Source organism: Streptococcus penaeicida, from assembly GCF_002887775.1.
Classification (GTDB): domain Bacteria; phylum Bacillota; class Bacilli; order Lactobacillales; family Streptococcaceae; genus Streptococcus; species Streptococcus penaeicida.
Genome location: NZ_LOCM01000030.1, coordinates 33,073 through 48,714 on the forward strand (window position 1 = coordinate 33,073; position 15,642 = coordinate 48,714).

Sequence of the window (15,642 nt, forward strand, 5' to 3'; positions counted from 1 at the left end):
AAATCGAAGAAAGGTAAAACTAGTGGTTGACGTAAATCGTTTTAAAAGTATGCAAATCACATTAGCCTCACCAAGTAAAGTCCGTTCATGGTCTTATGGTGAAGTTAAAAAACCTGAAACAATCAACTACCGTACATTAAAACCTGAACGTGAAGGTCTCTTTGATGAAGTCATCTTTGGACCTACAAAAGATTGGGAATGTGCGTGTGGTAAATACAAACGTATCCGTTATAAAGGGATTGTTTGTGACCGATGTGGGGTAGAAGTTACTCGTGCTAAAGTTCGTCGTGAACGTATGGGACATATCGAGTTGAAAGCTCCTGTATCACACATCTGGTATTTTAAAGGTATTCCATCACGTATGGGTCTTACCCTTGATATGAGCCCTCGTGCTTTAGAAGAAGTAATCTACTTCGCAGCTTATGTTGTTATTGATCCAATGGATACACCGCTTGAGCCTAAATCACTTTTAACAGAACGTGAATACCGTGAAAAAGTTCAAGAATATGGTTATGGTTCATTCATCGCAAAAATGGGAGCTGAAGCGATTCAAGATCTCTTGAAACGTGTTGATTTACCAGCAGAAATTGCTGAGTTAAAAGAAGAACTCAAATCAGCAACTGGACAAAAACGGATTAAAGCTGTTCGTCGTTTAGACGTTCTTGATGCCTTTAACAAATCTGGAAATAAACCTGAATGGATGGTTCTTAACATCTTACCAGTTATCCCACCAGATTTACGTCCGATGGTTCAATTGGATGGTGGCCGTTTTGCCGCATCTGATTTGAATGACTTATATCGTCGTGTTATCAACCGTAACAACCGTCTTGCGCGCTTATTAGAATTGAATGCTCCTGGAATCATTGTTCAAAATGAAAAACGGATGCTTCAAGAAGCCGTTGATGCTTTAATCGATAACGGTCGTCGTGGTCGTCCAATTACTGGACCAGGAAGCCGTCCATTAAAATCTTTAAGTCACATGCTTAAAGGTAAACAAGGTCGTTTCCGTCAAAACTTGCTTGGTAAACGTGTCGACTTCTCAGGTCGTTCCGTTATCGCCGTTGGTCCAACCCTTAAAATGTACCAATGTGGTGTGCCACGTGAAATGGCTATCGAACTCTTCAAACCATTTGTTATGCGTGAAATTGTTGCCAAAGAATATGCTGGTAACGTAAAAGCAGCTAAACGTATGGTTGAACGTGGAGATGAACGTATTTGGGATATCTTAGAAGAGGTTATCAAAGAACACCCAGTTCTTCTTAACCGCGCACCGACCCTTCACAGACTTGGTATCCAGGCCTTTGAACCAGTTCTTATCGATGGTAAAGCACTCCGTCTTCACCCACTTGTGTGTGAAGCCTACAATGCCGATTTTGATGGGGACCAAATGGCCATCCACGTACCATTATCTGAAGAAGCACAAGCTGAAGCACGTTTGTTAATGCTTGCAGCAGAGCACATCCTAAATCCGAAAGACGGTAAACCAGTCGTTACCCCTTCTCAGGACATGGTTTTGGGGAACTATTACCTAACTATGGAAGATGCAGGGCGTGAAGGCGAAGGTATGGTCTTCAAGGATATTGATGAAGCGGTTATGGCGTATCAAAATGGCTACGCTCATTTACATAGTCGTGTTGGTATAGCTGTTGATAGTATGCCGAATAAACCTTGGAAAGATAGTCAAAGACATAAAATCATGGTTACCACAGTTGGTAAGATTTTATTCAATGCAATCATGCCTGAGGATCTTCCATATTTGCAAGAACCAAACAATGCTAACTTAACAGAAGGTACTCCAGATAAATACTTCCTTGAACCAGGACAAGAAATTCAAGATGTGATTGATACTCTTGAAACCAATGTACCATTCAAAAAGAAAAATCTTGGTAATATCATTGCTGAAACCTTCAAACGTTTCCGTACAACTGAAACATCTGCCTTCCTTGACCGTTTGAAAGACTTAGGATACTATCATTCAACACTTGCTGGTTTAACAGTGGGTATTGCCGATATCCCAGTTATTGATAACAAAGCAGAAATCATTGAAGCAGCTCACCACCGTGTTGAAGACATTAATAAAGCCTTCCGTCGTGGTTTGATGACTGAAGATGACCGTTATGTTGCTGTTACAACAACATGGCGTGAAGCTAAGGAAGCTCTTGAAAAACGTCTGATTGAAACACAAGATCCTAAGAACCCAATCGTTATGATGATGGACTCAGGTGCCCGTGGTAATATCTCCAACTTCTCACAGCTTGCCGGTATGCGTGGTTTGATGGCCGCTCCTAACGGACGTATCATGGAATTACCAATCCTTTCAAACTTCCGTGAAGGTTTGACCGTATTGGAAATGTTCTTCTCAACCCATGGAGCTCGTAAAGGTATGACCGATACCGCCCTTAAGACTGCGACTCAGGTTACTTGACTCGTCGTTTGGTTGACGTTGCCCAAGATGTTATCATCCGTGAAGATGATTGTGGAACTGACCGTGGACTTCTTATCAAAGCTATCACTGATGGTAAAGAAGTTACTGAAACACTTGAAGAACGTCTTCAAGGTCGTTACACACGTAAATCAGTTAAACATCCTGAAACTGGTGAAGTCCTCATTGGTGCTGACCAATTGATTTCAGAAGATATGGCTCGTAAGATTGTTGAAGCTGGCGTTGAAGAAGTTACAATCCGTTCAGTCTTCACTTGTGCGACTCGTCATGGTGTCTGCCGTCACTGTTATGGTATCAACTTGGCAACAGGTGATGCTGTTGAAGTTGGTGAAGCAGTAGGTACTATCGCCGCTCAATCTATCGGTGAACCTGGTACTCAGCTTACAATGCGTACCTTCCATACCGGTGGTGTTGCGTCAAATACCGATATCACTCAAGGTCTTCCTCGTATCCAAGAAATCTTTGAAGCACGTAACCCTAAAGGGGAAGCTGTTATCACTGAAGTTAAAGGTAAAGTCGTTGACATCGAAGAAGATGCAGCAACTCGTACTAAGAAGGTGTATGTTGAAGGTAAAACTGGTAACGGTGAATACGTTGTTCCATTTACAGCTCGTATGAAAGTTGAAATTGGTGACGAAGTTAACCGTGGTGCTTCATTAACAGAAGGATCTATCCAACCTAAACGTTTGCTTGAAGTTCGTGATACCCTCTCAGTAGAAACTTATCTATTGGCTGAAGTACAAAAAGTTTACCGTAGCCAAGGGGTAGAAATCGGTGATAAACACGTTGAGGTGATGGTTCGCCAAATGCTTCGCAAAGTTCGTGTTATGGATCCAGGAGATACTGAACTTCTTCCAGGAACTCTTCTTGATATTGCAGACTTCACAGAAGCTAACAAAGATATTGTTATTTCTGGTGGTATTCCAGCAACTTCTCGTCCAGTTCTTATGGGGATTACAAAAGCATCCCTTGAAACCAATTCATTCTTGTCAGCCGCATCCTTCCAGGAAACAACTCGTGTCCTTACAGATGCTGCTATTCGTGGTAAGAAAGACCACTTGCTTGGCCTTAAAGAAAATGTTATTATCGGTAAAATCATCCCAGCTGGTACTGGTATGGCCCGTTACCGTAATATCGAGCCACAAGCAATCAATGAAGTGGAAATCATCGAAGAACCACAACTTACAGAAGAAACCGTATCTGTTACAGATGCAGAATAAGAAGAAGGAGCTCAGCTCCTTCTTTTTTTAGAACTAAAAATTAACTAGTTAAGTTTCGTGAGCAGATATTTTTTAAATGGCAAAGCTTTTGTATATAATAGGCTTAAGAAAAGGAAAATATCATATGTATCAGGTAATTAAAATGTATGGCGATTGGGAGCCTTGGTGGTTTATTGAAGGCTGGCAAGACGATATCGTTGAAGAGCAAGCTTTTGAAAATTGGCAAGATGCTCTAAGTTTTTATAAAAAAGAATGGCAACAATTAAAAAATGACTATCCGAGTTATCACAGTCAAAAAAATTTGTTGGCGACATTCTGGACTAAATCAGATAAAAGATGGTGCGAAGATTGTGGAGACGATTTGCAACAATACCATTCTATTTTGCTGTTAAAAGATAAAGATATTATCCCAATGGAAAATTACCTAGAATCCTTTGAAACAAGAAATGATATTCCTAAAGCACCATATACCTGTAAAATTAATTTATAAAAAGACAAGTTTTTGAGAAAACTTGTCTTTTTTTGCGAATAAATGATTGAGGAGGTTGGAAATGATACAAACGATTGGACAAGAATTAATTGAAAAAGCCTTAGAGTTACAAGCGCAAGATATCTATATAATCCCCTACCAAGAACGTTATCAAGTTTTTATGCGAGTGGGTGAAAGAAAACTCTTTATCGCTGATTATAAGCGACAGGAAATGGCAAGCTTGATTAGTCATTTTAAATTTATTGCTGGAATGAATGTCGGTGAAAAGCGACGCTGTCAGCTAGGATCTTGCCAATACCCAATTGCGGCTGATAAATCTGTACCTATGCGACTGTCGACGGTAGGTAATTTTAAGGGTCTTGAAAGTCTTGTTATAAGAATCTTAGCCAAAAGAAAAGCTGGACTTAATTATTGGTTTGACCTCCATAAAGACGTTGAGAAGGTTATTTCTGGAAGGGGACTGTATCTTTTTGCGGGACCAGTTGGGTCTGGTAAAACTAGCCTCATGTACCAATTAGTTTCGCGTTTAGGAAAAGACAAACAGGTTATTACAATCGAGGATCCAGTAGAAGTCCAAGATGATAGTCTTCTGCAAATACAGGTTAATGACAGTATTGGTATGACTTATGATAATCTGATTAAATTATCCTTGAGACATCGACCAGATTTTTTAATAATTGGAGAAATTAGAGACCAAGAGACAGCTAGAGCAGTGATAAGAGCCAGTTTAACAGGGGCTGTGGTCTTTTCGACGGTACATGCTAAAAGTATACCTGGTGTCTATCAGAGATTACTAGAACTTGGTATTAGTAGTCAAGAACTGGAACAAAGTTTGAAATTTATTTCTTATCAAAGATTAATTGCAGGAGGAGGACTTATTGATTATGCGACCGAGAAATTCCAGACCCACAGCGAGACCAATTGGAATAAGAAAATTAATGACCTTCTTGAACAAGGACATATCACTCAAGAAGAAGCAAACTGGGAAGAAATTAGCTAGTGCTAAGCAAGCTAAACTGATTGAACTTTTCCATAATCTCAGTCAAAGTGGCTTTAGCCTTAGTGAAATGGTTGCTTTTCTTGAAAAGTCAAAAATTATCGGTCAAGACTATTGCCTGAGGATGCGAAATGACTTAATTGGCGGTCGTCTTTTATCAGAAATGATGGAAAATTTGGGTTATCCTGAAGGAATCGTCACCCAATTAAGTTTAGCAGAAGCCCACGGGAACACTGAAAAATCATTGGCTAAGATAAAGGACTATTTAGAACAAAAACTCTATATTAGGCAAAAAACACTAGAAGTTGTTACCTACCCCATTATATTACTTACCTTTTTGGTTGTTATTGTTATTGGCTTACGTCAGTATTTGCTCCCTCAAATCGATCAAAAAAATGCTTTAACAATTTTTTTGAGTCATTTTCCAATCTACTTACTCATTATGGCCATCACTATATTAGCATTGACTTTAGTAGTGACCATACGTTGGCATAAAATGGAGAGAATGAAACAACTTCAAGCCTATGCTCGACTTCCTCTTATTTCTTCGTTTATCAAGTCCTATATGACTGCCTACTATGCGCGTGAGTGGGGGAATCTGATTGCTCAAGGGATTGAGCTTAGTGATATTTTGGGCATAATGATTACAGAAAAGTCTGTTCTCATGCAGGAACTTGGCAAGGACATGCAAAGGTCATTCATAGAGGGCCAGGCTTTACATGAGAAGGTGAAAGAGTACTCATTTTTCCATGATGAATTATCATTGATGATTGAATATGGCCAGGCCAAAGGAAAATTAGGACAAGAATTAGAAATTTACGCCCAATTAGTCTGGGAAAGTTACTTCCGTAAATTATTACAGGCTACACAAATGATTCAACCCCTCATTTTTTTGGGAGTTGCTCTCATCATTGTCATGATTTATGCAGCTCTGCTATTACCCATGTATCACAATATAGGAGGAAATATTTAATGAAAAAATTTGTAGAAAATAGCAAGAAAGTTTCGGTAAAAGCTTTCACACTTCTAGAGATGTTAATTGTCTTGTTAGTCATCAGCGTCCTCATGTTACTCTTTATTCCAAATTTGAGTAAGCAAAAAGATGAAATCACTCAAAAAGGGAATGCTGCTGTGGTCAAAGTTGTTGAGAGTCAGGCGGAACTGTATGAGTTGAATAAAGGGAAATACCCAACTCTGAGTGAGCTCTTAGCCGAAAAAGACATCAATGAAAAGCAAGTCAAAGCCTATAAGGATTATTATGCAAAACATAAAGAACCAGCTCGTAAGGTCCAAGATTAGGGCTTTCACCCTTTTTGAATCATTACTGACTTTGGGCCTAAGTTGCTTTATTATCATAACCCTGTCTGGTTCCGTTAATCACATTTATCAGAGTTTAGAAACAAATCTCTTCTTCATCAACTTCGAAAATTTTTACCGTCATAGTCAGAAGTTGAGTGTGCTCAAGCAGAAAGAGTCCTATCTGATTTTTACCGGTAATAGTGTTCATTGCAATGAGCGCTGTTTAGATTTGCCAGATGGGGTCAAGCTCTTATATCAAGGAAAAATCCGCTTAAATCAGATGGGAGGAAATCACTCCTTAGCAAAAATTTCATTTCAAACAGACCAGGAAAAAATTCATTATCAAATCAATTTAGGGAGTGGTACTTATCAAAAAACGACAGATTAAAGCTTTTATTTTGTTTGAAAGTCTACTAGCAACGGCCATTCTTGTCTTAGTCGTTAGCCTGTTTGTCGAGGCTATCAACCAACAAGAAAAAGCGATTGCCCAAATGCGTCGCCGGCAGGAAGTCCTTGTTGCTGCTTTGATGGCTCTGCAGACGGGAGAAGGGCATCTGGCTATTAACGGTTATGAGATTGAGGTTACTAGGAAAGAAAAGGAAATGAGCATTAATGCAAACAAACAGGAAATATTCAAGATTAATGAAAAATAAAATGCCAGCTTTTACCCTAGTAGAGTCTTTGCTTGCCCTCATTGTCATTACTGGAATGCTACTGGTCTATCAGGCCTGAGTCGCTCGGTCTTCTCACACATGGCCTATTTACGGGAGAACGACCAGGATAAGTGGCTTCTCTTTTCGCAACAGTTCCGTGCAGAATGTATGGGAGCTCATTTTCGGGAGCTTCGCAATGGACGTCTCTACATAGAAAAAGAGGGAAAAGAGGTTGCTTTTGGCTTTACAGATAAAAAAGACTTTCGCAAAGCTTCTGCCAATTGGCACGGCTATCATCCGCTCCTCTTAAATTTGGCGGATGTCAACATGGTCGAAAAGGATAAAAGAGTTACCATCAAACTCTATTGGCCCAGTGGCTTAGAAAGGACCTTTATTTATGATTTTAAAGAAAAATCTTAGGGCAGGTGTCCTTGTTTATGCCATTTTAATGACTGCTGTTTTCATTTCTTTGGTGGAAGTTTACCTCAAGCAAGTGGCTGATTATAAGAGGGAACACCAGGCTCAAATGGCAAATCTGCAAGCTCAGATGATAGGTGAGTATGTCAAAATGTCAGCAAGGAATGCTAGTGGCAGCATGATTTTCGACCAGGGTAAGGCAGATTATCTCCAATTAGAAGATAGCATGGAAGTTTCAGTAACTTTAACAAATGGACAAGTCTTTACTTTCGATTATCCACTTGTCAAGAAATTGGATAAGTCGAAAGAAATGTCCATGGACCAGTCTAAAGGAAGAAAGAAAAAGAAAGAGAGGAAGAAAAAAGATAAGGAGTCCCCTCAGCCTCAAAACTCTCAAAAATCTCCCGCTCCTAACTAGCTTTCTTTTCTTTTAGGGTTCTTTTTGATATGATAACAGTATGAACTTTGAAAAAATTGAAAAAGCTTTTCAGCTTATTTTAGAAAATGCTCAACTCATCGAGAATGACATTAAAACCAATATTTACGATGCTCTTATTGAACAAAATGCCTATTATCTTGGCGCAGAAGGAGCTAAAGAAGAGGTTTTTAAGAACAATATTGATTTAAGGGCCTTGCAATTGAGTCAGGAAGAATGGCGCCGTGCCTTTCAGTTTGTTTTTATAAAAGCAAGCCAAACTGAGAAATTACAGGCAAACCATCAATTTACACCGGATTCTATTGGTTTTATCATGCTCTTTTTAATTGAAGAATTGATGCCGGCGGAATCGATTGATCTTCTTGAAATTGGAAGTGGGACTGGCAACTTAGCTCAAACACTTTTAAATAACAGCAGAAAGAAGATTGATTATTTAGGTATTGAGTTGGATGATCTCTTGATAGATCTGTCCGCAAGTATTGCTGAAGTTATTGGGTCGTCCGCAAAATTTGTTCAAGAAGATGCAGTTCGCCCTCAAGTTTTAAAAGAGAGTGATATTATCCTCAGTGACTTACCGGTCGGTTATTACCCGAACGATGAGATTGCAGGACGCTATCAAGTCGCTAGTCAGGATGGGCACACTTATGCTCATCATTTGTTAATGGAGCAGTCATTAAAATACTTAAAGAAAAACGGTTATGCAATTTTCTTGGCTCCAAGTAATCTTTTAGTGAGTGCACAGAGTGATCTCCTCAAAAAATGGTTACAAGGTTATGCTCAAATTAAGGCAGTAATCACCTTGCCAGAGTCACTATTTGGTCACCCATCTAATGCCAAGTCTATTATTGTTTTGCAAAAAAATACAGAAAAAAGTGGTGAGACGTTTGTTTACCCACTAACTGATTTGCAGACGCCTGAAACTATTCAAACCTTTATGGAAGAATTCAAAAAATGGAAACAAGATAATGTTTTTTCATAAAATTTTTGGTATAATTATATAGTATTACAGAAAACGATTTCAAGAGAGGTTAAAAATGTCAAAAACAATTGCAATTAATGCTGGTAGTTCAAGTCTTAAATGGCAACTTTATCAAATGCCAGAAGAAACAGTTCTTGCTCAAGGAATTATCGAACGTATTGGTTTGAATGATTCTATCTCAACTGTTAAATTTGATGGCAAAAAAGAAGAGCAAATCACAGATATCCCTGATCATACAGAAGCTGTTAAGATTCTTTTAAATGACCTTATCCATTTCAATATCATTTCATCTTATGATGAAATTACTGGTGTTGGTCACCGCATCGTGGCTGGTGGTGAATACTTTAATGATTCAGTATTAGTTGATGAAAAAGTTGTTGAACAAGTCGAAGAACTTGCTGCACTTGCACCATTACACAATCCAGGAGCTGCTGCAGGTATCCGCGCTTTCCGTGAGATTTTACCAGATATCACTAGTGTTTGTGTTTTTGACAATGCCTACCACATGACAATGCAAAAACATACTTACTTGTATCCAATTCCACAAAAATATTACAAAGAACATAAAGTTCGTAAATATGGAGCACATGGAACAAGTCACAAGTATGTAGCCCAAGAAGCTGCTAAAATGGTAGGTCGTCCCGTTGAAGAATTGAAAATCATTACTGCTCATATCGGTAATGGTGTTTCAATCACAGCTAACTACCACGGGGAATCAGTTGATACTTCAATGGGATTCACTCCGCTTGCAGGGCCAATGATGGGAACACGTTCTGGTGATATTGATCCAGCGATCATTCCTTACATCATTGAACGTGACCCAGAATTGAAAGATGCTGCTGATGCTATCAACATGCTTAACAAACAATCTGGTTTAGGTGGCGTATCAGGTATCTCAAGCGATATGCGTGATATCGAAGCTGGTCTTCAAGAAAAAAATCCGGAAGCTGTATTAGCTTACAACATGTTTATTGACCGTATTAAAAAATACATTGGTCAATACTTCGCAGTATTAAATGGTGCTGATGTTCTTGTCTTTACAGCAGGAATGGGTGAAAATGCGCCATTAATGCGTCAAGATGTTATTGCTGGTTTATCATGGTTCGGTATGGAACTTGATCCAGAGAAAAATGTCTTTGGTTACCGTGGTGAAATCACAACACCAGAATCAAAAGTTAAAGTTTTGGTTATCTCAACTGATGAAGAGTTGTGTATCGCTCGTGACGTGGAACGTTTAAGACAAAAATAAGAACTAAAAACAAAAACAAAAATCTAATCACTTTGTGATTAGATTTTTCTTGACAAAAAAAGTAAAGTGAACTATACTAAAAATGTAAAGTTTGTTATACTTTTGGAGGAAAAATGGAAAATAGACTACAAGAGCTCCGAAAAGCAAAAAAGATTAGTCAAGCAGAGTTGCAGAAGCCATGAGTGTTACTCGACAAACCATTATTTCATTGGAAAAGGGGCGCTATAATGCTTCTTTAGAATTAGCTTTTAAGTTAGCTAACTTCTTCGAATTGAAGATTGAAGACATCTTTATCTATGAAGAAAGTGGGAAAGAATAATGATTACCAGATTTATTAATTATTTAAGCAAAGAAAAAAGTTTTGAAGCTTATATCAAGTCCTATAGGCTAGCTTCGATCTTTGCTATCATCTTAGCTCTTTTTTTAGTTATTTTAAATTGGCAAATGCATTTCAACTCCTACACTAAAGGATTTGTCTGGGGGATGTCCATTGCTTTGTTGGCTTTAACCATAAGGAACTACTTAGTTCTTCATAATGAAAAGAAACTCAAGGAAGCTTATATTGAGAGTAAGGACGAACGCAATCACGCTATTTTATTAGCAGCTTCGGCAACGACCTTGGTCCTGCAGATTTTGCTTATCATTCTGGTCCTCGTTCTCAATGCTTTTTTCAAGGTCAATTTTGACCTCCGTTATTTCTTAGCGGCTGATTTATACGTCATTATCCTGTCCTTTTTTGGAACGGATATACTTCTGAAACGATTCATGTAAGGAGAAAACATGGGAAATACACTATCAAGATTAAAATGGTTCTTACTGGCATTTGCGGTACTGGTTATCGAGCAAGCACCAATGCTCTTTATGAAAAAAGGGCAACCCCTTTGGCAAGTTGCACTCCTCTCACTAGTCATGCTTGGAGTGGTTATCGCTGGCTGGTGGCTAGCTAAAAAACTAGGCTTCTTTGACACCGAAAAAATTTCCGATTACGGACCTATTGTCTGGGTAGGGGTCGGTTTTGCTGGACTGACCATCAGTAAAATGATTGGTGGTATTATTCTCTTTCTTGAGCATGGTGCAAAGGCTAACACAGTCAATCAAGCTGCCTTGGAAAAAGCTGGTTTACATCCCATCCTCCTCTTTATTCTAGCGGCAGTCGTAGCTCCAATGATTGAGGAGTTAATCTTCCGAGGCCTCGTCTATGGCAAAGCATTTGGCTACAAGTCTTGGCTTGGTCTCATCCTAAGTAGTCTCCTCTTTGGCTTGATCCATATGCCATCAGACATCGGTTCTTGGATCATCTATGGTGGTATGGGCTTGGTCTTAGGGTTTGTCTACATGATGACCAACAAATTAAGCTATACCATCGCCATCCACGCTATCAACAATGGACTAGCGGTCCTCCTCATGCTATTCTTACAATAAAAATAAGAGCTAAGAATTTTCTTAGCTCATTTTTTTACATTTTTTTGGCTTTTTCGATAGTTTTGTCAATAGCTGCGCTGACAGAAGCCGTGAGACCAGTCCGTTCAAGCTCTAAGAGCCCGGCAATGGTTGTGCCTCCCGGACTGCAAATCTTGTCAATTAAGCTATGAGGGCTATCTTGGCCCTGTAATAATTGATCAGCACTGGCTAGAACCGTCTGACTAACAATTTCTAATGCCTTGTCCTTAGGAAGTCCGTGAGCAACACCGGCTTTAGCCATGGCTTCAATAAAGAGATAGATATAGGCAGGACTAGAGCCAGCTAAGGCCGTGAAAGTATCAAAATCTTTCTCTGCAATTTCAAAGCAAGAACCAAAAGAAGCCACAATCTCCTGGCATTTTGCTTTCAAATCTGGTCTAACGTTGTCATTAAAAGTGAGTGCGGTGGTGCTTTTGAGGATTTGGGCATTCATGTTAGGCATGATGCGGATGATTGGTAGGTCAGTGCCTACTAATTCTGCTAGCTTGGCTAGGGTGACACCTGCTGCCATAGACATAACGGGTTGCTTGAAGGTCAAGGGAGCCAGCACGGTCTCATAGACTTGTGGTTTGATGCCAAGAATGACTAAGTCTACTTGGTCCAACAAGTCTTGGTGGGACTGGGCATAGGCGACCTCTAACTGCTCAGCAATTTCCTTAGAGCGGTCTAGGCTAGAACCAGAGATAATCAGCTGGTCCTGCCCCTTTCTGAGCCCCTGAATGACAGCCGTGGCCATTTTGCCAACGCCAATAATTCCGATTTTCATAGAGGTCTCCTAATATTTTTTGATTAAATCAACGGTTGAGCGGTCTAATTTTTTAACGATGGCTTGGAGGTAAGCTTGCGCTTCAAGGAAGTCATCCATGGCATAAAGGCTTTGGTGGGAGTGAATGTAACGGGCACAAACACCGATGGTTGTTGAAGGTACACCTTGGTTTTTCAAATGGGCTGCCCCGGCATCGGTACCACCTTTGGCACAATAGTATTGGAATTTAACACCGGCTTCTTCAGCAGTTGTTAATAAGAAATCACGCATGTCTTTTAACATGACATGGCCTGGATCGTAGAAGCGAAGGAGGGTTCCGCCGCCGATAGCACCTTGGTTGCCATTGATGTCACCTGCTGGTGAGCAGTCTACAGCAAAGAAGAGTTCTGGGTCAAATTTTGTAGTTGAGACGTGGGCACCGCGTAATCCAACTTCTTCTTGCACATTGGCACCGGCAATTAATGTATTTTTAAGCTCTTGGTCTTTGATCGCTCCTAAGAGTTCTGTAACCATGAGGACACCGTAACGGTTATCCCAAGCTTTAGAGATGATGTTCTTTTTGTTGGCTGTCAAGATGGTTTCTGATTGAGGGACAATGATGTCACCAGGAGCTAAGCCATAGCTTTCAGCCTCAGCTTTATCTGCAAAACCAGCATCAAAAGTAATATCTGAAATACTTGGTAGGCCCGCATTGCCACCACCACGTAGGAAGTGAGGAGGAACAGAACCTGAAACCACTGGAATAGCTTTGCCTTCACGGGTATAAAGAGTAAAACGTTGTGAGCTGACAACCAGTGGATTCCAACCACCAATTTCAACAACACCAAGCGTCCCGTTGTCATTAATATTACTGACCATGAAACCAACTTCGTCCATATGGGCTGCCACTAAAATACGGGGAGCGTCTTCAGCTTTGCTGTCTTTAATCCCAAAAATACCACCAAGACCATCGGTTTCCACACGGTCAACGAGGGGTGTCATTTTTTGGCGAAGGAAGTTGCGGACATTATGCTCATAACCTGCAATACCATCTAATTCAGTAACTTCTTTAATTTTTGCAAATAAATCTGACATTTAGATCTCCATTCTCTTTTGTGCTTTTGTAATCAACTTTCTAGCTTGCAAGTAAGCCTATGAAAGCTTTAACTATCCCTTTTATTCTACCACTTTTAGCTGACCTTGGCTATTTGTCTTCTTCTCATGTTCATAGACTGAATTCCTAGGAATCGCGCTAGCCTATTTCCCCAAAATTATGATAAAATGAAGAGTATGAAAAATAATAGAATGAAGAGTCTTACCGGTCTAGTCGGCATTTCGGCGCTAGCTGTTCTAGGTTTGGTGATTAAAGACAAATACGAAGAGTATCAAAAGGAAAAAATGACGGCTGATTTGCGTCAGTTTTTCGCTGAAATGGGTGAAATTGCGGTGGTCTATTTTGATCAGACGGTATCTGAGAAAGGCAGTCATAGTGGGGGTGTCGTCCTTTCTGATGGTCGAGAATACAGCTTTACTTACCGCAAAGGCGATATTGTTTATCAGGAGGAGCAGGCTCATGATTAGTCCAAATACTTATGAAGAACTGGCCCAATTGATTGAAGCAGAGGAGAAAGTCCTTCTCTTTTTTACCGCTGATTGGTGTCCAGATTGCCAGTTTATCTATCCGGTCATGCCTGACATTGAGGCTGAAAATCCTCAATTCACTTTCGTCCGTGTCAATCGGGATGATTTTATGGAAGTGGCTCAAGAGTGGAATGTCTTTGGCATCCCTAGTTTTATTTTCCTTGAGAAGGGGCAAGAAGTTGGCCGTTTTGTCAGCAAGCTTCGAAAAACCAAATCTGAAATTAATCAATTTTTAGCAGACTATAGCAAATAGAAAAGGAAGTATCGATGATTTTCGCATATAATAAAGAACAAGTTGGCGACGTTTTGATGGTCATTCTTGAAGACACAAAAGCCATTAAACGTTACGTTAAGCGCAAAGGCAAAGTGGCGCGTGTTTATGCCTTAGAAGATGGCAGAACCTTAGCTTGGAACATTTTTGAGGCTTCTTCCCTTTTGGAAATAAAAGGCAATGGCCAGGTCTTCCTATCAGAAGCAGACATTGAAATTCTCAATGCAGAACTAGCTAAAGAAGGCTTCGCTGAAAAGTTTGAAGCTAGTCAAGAACCAGTCTTTGTCGTGGGAGAAATCACTGAGATGGTAGCCCATCCAGATAGCGACCACTTCAACATCTGCCAAGTAGCTATCGGACAAGACAAAACAGTTCAAATCGTCGCTGGCGCTCCAAACGCAGCTTTGGGCTTAAAGACTATCGTCGCCCTCCCAGGTGCTATGATGCCAAGTGGCAGCTTGATTTTCCCAGGTAAACTGCGAGGACAAGATTCCTATGGTATGATGTGCTCACCCCGTGAATTAGCCCTTCCAAACGCACCACAAAAACGTGGTATCATTGAATTAGATGAGACTGCAGTAGTAGGGGAAGCTTTTGATCCAGCTAAACACTGGAAGGCTTAAAATAAAGAAGAAAAATATGTCCTTGGTCATTAGACCAGGGGCTTTTTTTGATGAAAAAGGAAAAAATTTCTTAATATTAAAAGTTCGATAAATGTAAGAAGTCTATCGAAAGATGACTCAAAAGAATAGCTCGCTTATGCAAGATTCCCATAGAGATTTCTAAAAATGAAAGTCCCTAGTATCTTACATAAAAAAATTTAAAAAAAGTGACTATCAGACACCATTTTCAGCAAATTTTTTCGAATTATCAATTAGGAGGAAAAACATATGTATAATCGTGTAATTTTGATAGGTCGTTTAGTGGCCGACCCTGAACTGATAACAACCCCAAAAGATAAGCATGTTTGTCGGGTTTCGATTGCGGTCAATCGTCGTTTTAAAAATGCGGATGGTGAACGACAGGTTGATTTTGTGAACTTGGTACTTTGGGGAAAATTAGCTGAGAGCTTAGCTTCTTATGGTAGTAAGGGAAGTTTGATGTCCTTGGATGGTGAGTTAAGAACTCGCAAATATGAAAAAGAAGGAAAAATGTCTTACATGACCGAGGTACTTTGCCAATCTTTTCAGCTATTAGAAAGTCGAGCCCAAAGAGCTTTACGTGAAAATAATATGACCGATGATTTAGATGATTTAGTCCTTGATCAAGCTCAATTGCCTTTCTAATTAAAAAATTTTTTTAAAAAATTTTTCCTAGTCAGAGAACTTGTCCAGAAAGCCT

18 protein-coding genes and 2 pseudogenes are annotated in these 15,642 nt (G+C 39.7%); 18 read left to right on the forward strand and 2 right to left on the reverse strand.

What is annotated here, in order from left to right; genetic code table 11:
• Positions 1 to 22 precede the first annotated feature (22 nt).
• The 14 genes and pseudogenes from rpoC to AT575_RS08135 all read left to right on the forward strand — a co-directional run bounded on the left by rpoC (position 23) and on the right by AT575_RS08135 (position 11,605).
• A pseudogene (gene rpoC, locus AT575_RS08070) lies at positions 23 to 3,663 on the forward strand (DNA-directed RNA polymerase subunit beta').
• A gap of 124 nt (positions 3,664 to 3,787) precedes the next feature.
• Entirely contained in the window at positions 3,788 to 4,153 is a 366-nt protein-coding gene (locus AT575_RS08075; protein ID WP_102777903.1) for a DUF1033 family protein, read from the forward strand.
• Positions 4,154 to 4,214: 61 nt separating this feature from the next.
• The gene (gene comGA, locus AT575_RS08080; RefSeq protein WP_102777904.1) at positions 4,215 to 5,153 is read left to right on the forward strand and encodes a competence type IV pilus ATPase ComGA; all 939 of its coding nucleotides are present in this window, start codon (positions 4,215 to 4,217) and stop codon (positions 5,151 to 5,153) included.
• Positions 5,092 to 6,123: a competence type IV pilus assembly protein ComGB gene (gene comGB / locus AT575_RS08085; RefSeq protein ID WP_165778662.1), complete on the forward strand. Its 1,032-nt coding sequence runs from the start codon at positions 5,092 to 5,094 to the stop codon at positions 6,121 to 6,123. The genes comGA and comGB overlap by 62 nt, the downstream gene beginning before the upstream one ends.
• Positions 6,123 to 6,449, forward strand: coding sequence for a competence type IV pilus major pilin ComGC (gene comGC / locus AT575_RS08090; RefSeq protein ID WP_102777905.1), 327 nt, complete (start codon positions 6,123 to 6,125; stop codon positions 6,447 to 6,449). The genes comGB and comGC overlap by 1 nt, the downstream gene beginning before the upstream one ends.
• Complete coding sequence (gene comGD / locus AT575_RS11010; protein WP_102777906.1) at positions 6,409 to 6,837, forward strand: competence type IV pilus minor pilin ComGD; 429 nt, start codon at positions 6,409 to 6,411, stop codon at positions 6,835 to 6,837. The genes comGC and comGD overlap by 41 nt, the downstream gene beginning before the upstream one ends.
• A 10-nt stretch (positions 6,838 to 6,847) precedes the next feature.
• Positions 6,848 to 7,102 (forward strand): competence type IV pilus minor pilin ComGE, encoded by a 255-nt coding sequence (comGE, locus tag AT575_RS08100; protein ID WP_165778663.1) that lies wholly within the window; start codon positions 6,848 to 6,850, stop codon positions 7,100 to 7,102.
• 99 nt (positions 7,103 to 7,201) lie between these two features.
• A complete protein-coding gene (locus AT575_RS08105; protein ID WP_245871518.1) occupies positions 7,202 to 7,522 on the forward strand; it encodes a ComGF family competence protein in 321 nt (106 codons plus the stop codon).
• A complete protein-coding gene (comGG, locus tag AT575_RS08110) occupies positions 7,500 to 7,937 on the forward strand; it encodes a competence type IV pilus minor pilin ComGG (protein WP_102777908.1) in 438 nt (145 codons plus the stop codon). The genes AT575_RS08105 and comGG overlap by 23 nt, the downstream gene beginning before the upstream one ends.
• A gap of 40 nt (positions 7,938 to 7,977) precedes the next feature.
• Complete coding sequence (locus tag AT575_RS08115; protein ID WP_102777909.1) at positions 7,978 to 8,934, forward strand: class I SAM-dependent methyltransferase; 957 nt, start codon at positions 7,978 to 7,980, stop codon at positions 8,932 to 8,934.
• Between the two features lie 55 nt (positions 8,935 to 8,989).
• Complete coding sequence (locus AT575_RS08120; protein ID WP_102777910.1) at positions 8,990 to 10,183, forward strand: acetate kinase; 1,194 nt, start codon at positions 8,990 to 8,992, stop codon at positions 10,181 to 10,183.
• Positions 10,184 to 10,296: 113 nt separating this feature from the next.
• Positions 10,297 to 10,502 (forward strand): annotated as a pseudogene (locus AT575_RS08125) (helix-turn-helix transcriptional regulator).
• Positions 10,502 to 10,954 (forward strand): hypothetical protein, encoded by a 453-nt coding sequence (locus AT575_RS08130; protein WP_102777911.1) that lies wholly within the window; start codon positions 10,502 to 10,504, stop codon positions 10,952 to 10,954. Before AT575_RS08125 ends, AT575_RS08130 begins: the two are co-directional and overlap by 1 nt.
• A 9-nt stretch (positions 10,955 to 10,963) precedes the next feature.
• Positions 10,964 to 11,605 (forward strand): CPBP family intramembrane glutamic endopeptidase, encoded by a 642-nt coding sequence (locus AT575_RS08135; RefSeq protein WP_102777912.1) that lies wholly within the window; start codon positions 10,964 to 10,966, stop codon positions 11,603 to 11,605.
• Positions 11,606 to 11,639: 34 nt separating this feature from the next.
• Here the strand turns inward: AT575_RS08135 and proC are convergent, their stop codons facing one another.
• Together proC and pepA are read right to left on the reverse strand one after the other, a co-directional pair.
• On the reverse strand, positions 11,640 to 12,410 hold the full coding sequence (proC, locus tag AT575_RS08140) for a pyrroline-5-carboxylate reductase (protein WP_102777913.1): 771 nt from the start codon (positions 12,408 to 12,410) through the stop codon (positions 11,640 to 11,642).
• A gap of 9 nt (positions 12,411 to 12,419) precedes the next feature.
• A complete protein-coding gene (pepA, locus tag AT575_RS08145) occupies positions 12,420 to 13,484 on the reverse strand; it encodes a glutamyl aminopeptidase (RefSeq protein ID WP_102777914.1) in 1,065 nt (354 codons plus the stop codon).
• A 195-nt stretch (positions 13,485 to 13,679) separates the two neighbouring features.
• Between pepA and AT575_RS08150 the strand changes: the two genes are divergently transcribed.
• The 4 genes from AT575_RS08150 (at position 13,680) to AT575_RS08165 (ending at position 15,587) form a co-directional block, all read left to right on the forward strand.
• Entirely contained in the window at positions 13,680 to 13,970 is a 291-nt protein-coding gene (locus AT575_RS08150; RefSeq protein ID WP_102777979.1) for a DUF4651 domain-containing protein, read from the forward strand.
• Complete coding sequence (locus AT575_RS08155; RefSeq protein WP_102777915.1) at positions 13,963 to 14,283, forward strand: thioredoxin family protein; 321 nt, start codon at positions 13,963 to 13,965, stop codon at positions 14,281 to 14,283. Before AT575_RS08150 ends, AT575_RS08155 begins: the two co-directional genes overlap by 8 nt.
• Before the next feature lie 14 nt (positions 14,284 to 14,297).
• Positions 14,298 to 14,924: a YtpR family tRNA-binding protein gene (gene ytpR, locus AT575_RS08160; RefSeq protein ID WP_102777916.1), complete on the forward strand. Its 627-nt coding sequence runs from the start codon at positions 14,298 to 14,300 to the stop codon at positions 14,922 to 14,924.
• Between the two features lie 267 nt (positions 14,925 to 15,191).
• On the forward strand, positions 15,192 to 15,587 hold the full coding sequence (locus AT575_RS08165; RefSeq protein WP_102777917.1) for a single-stranded DNA-binding protein: 396 nt from the start codon (positions 15,192 to 15,194) through the stop codon (positions 15,585 to 15,587).
• Positions 15,588 to 15,642 lie beyond the last annotated feature (55 nt).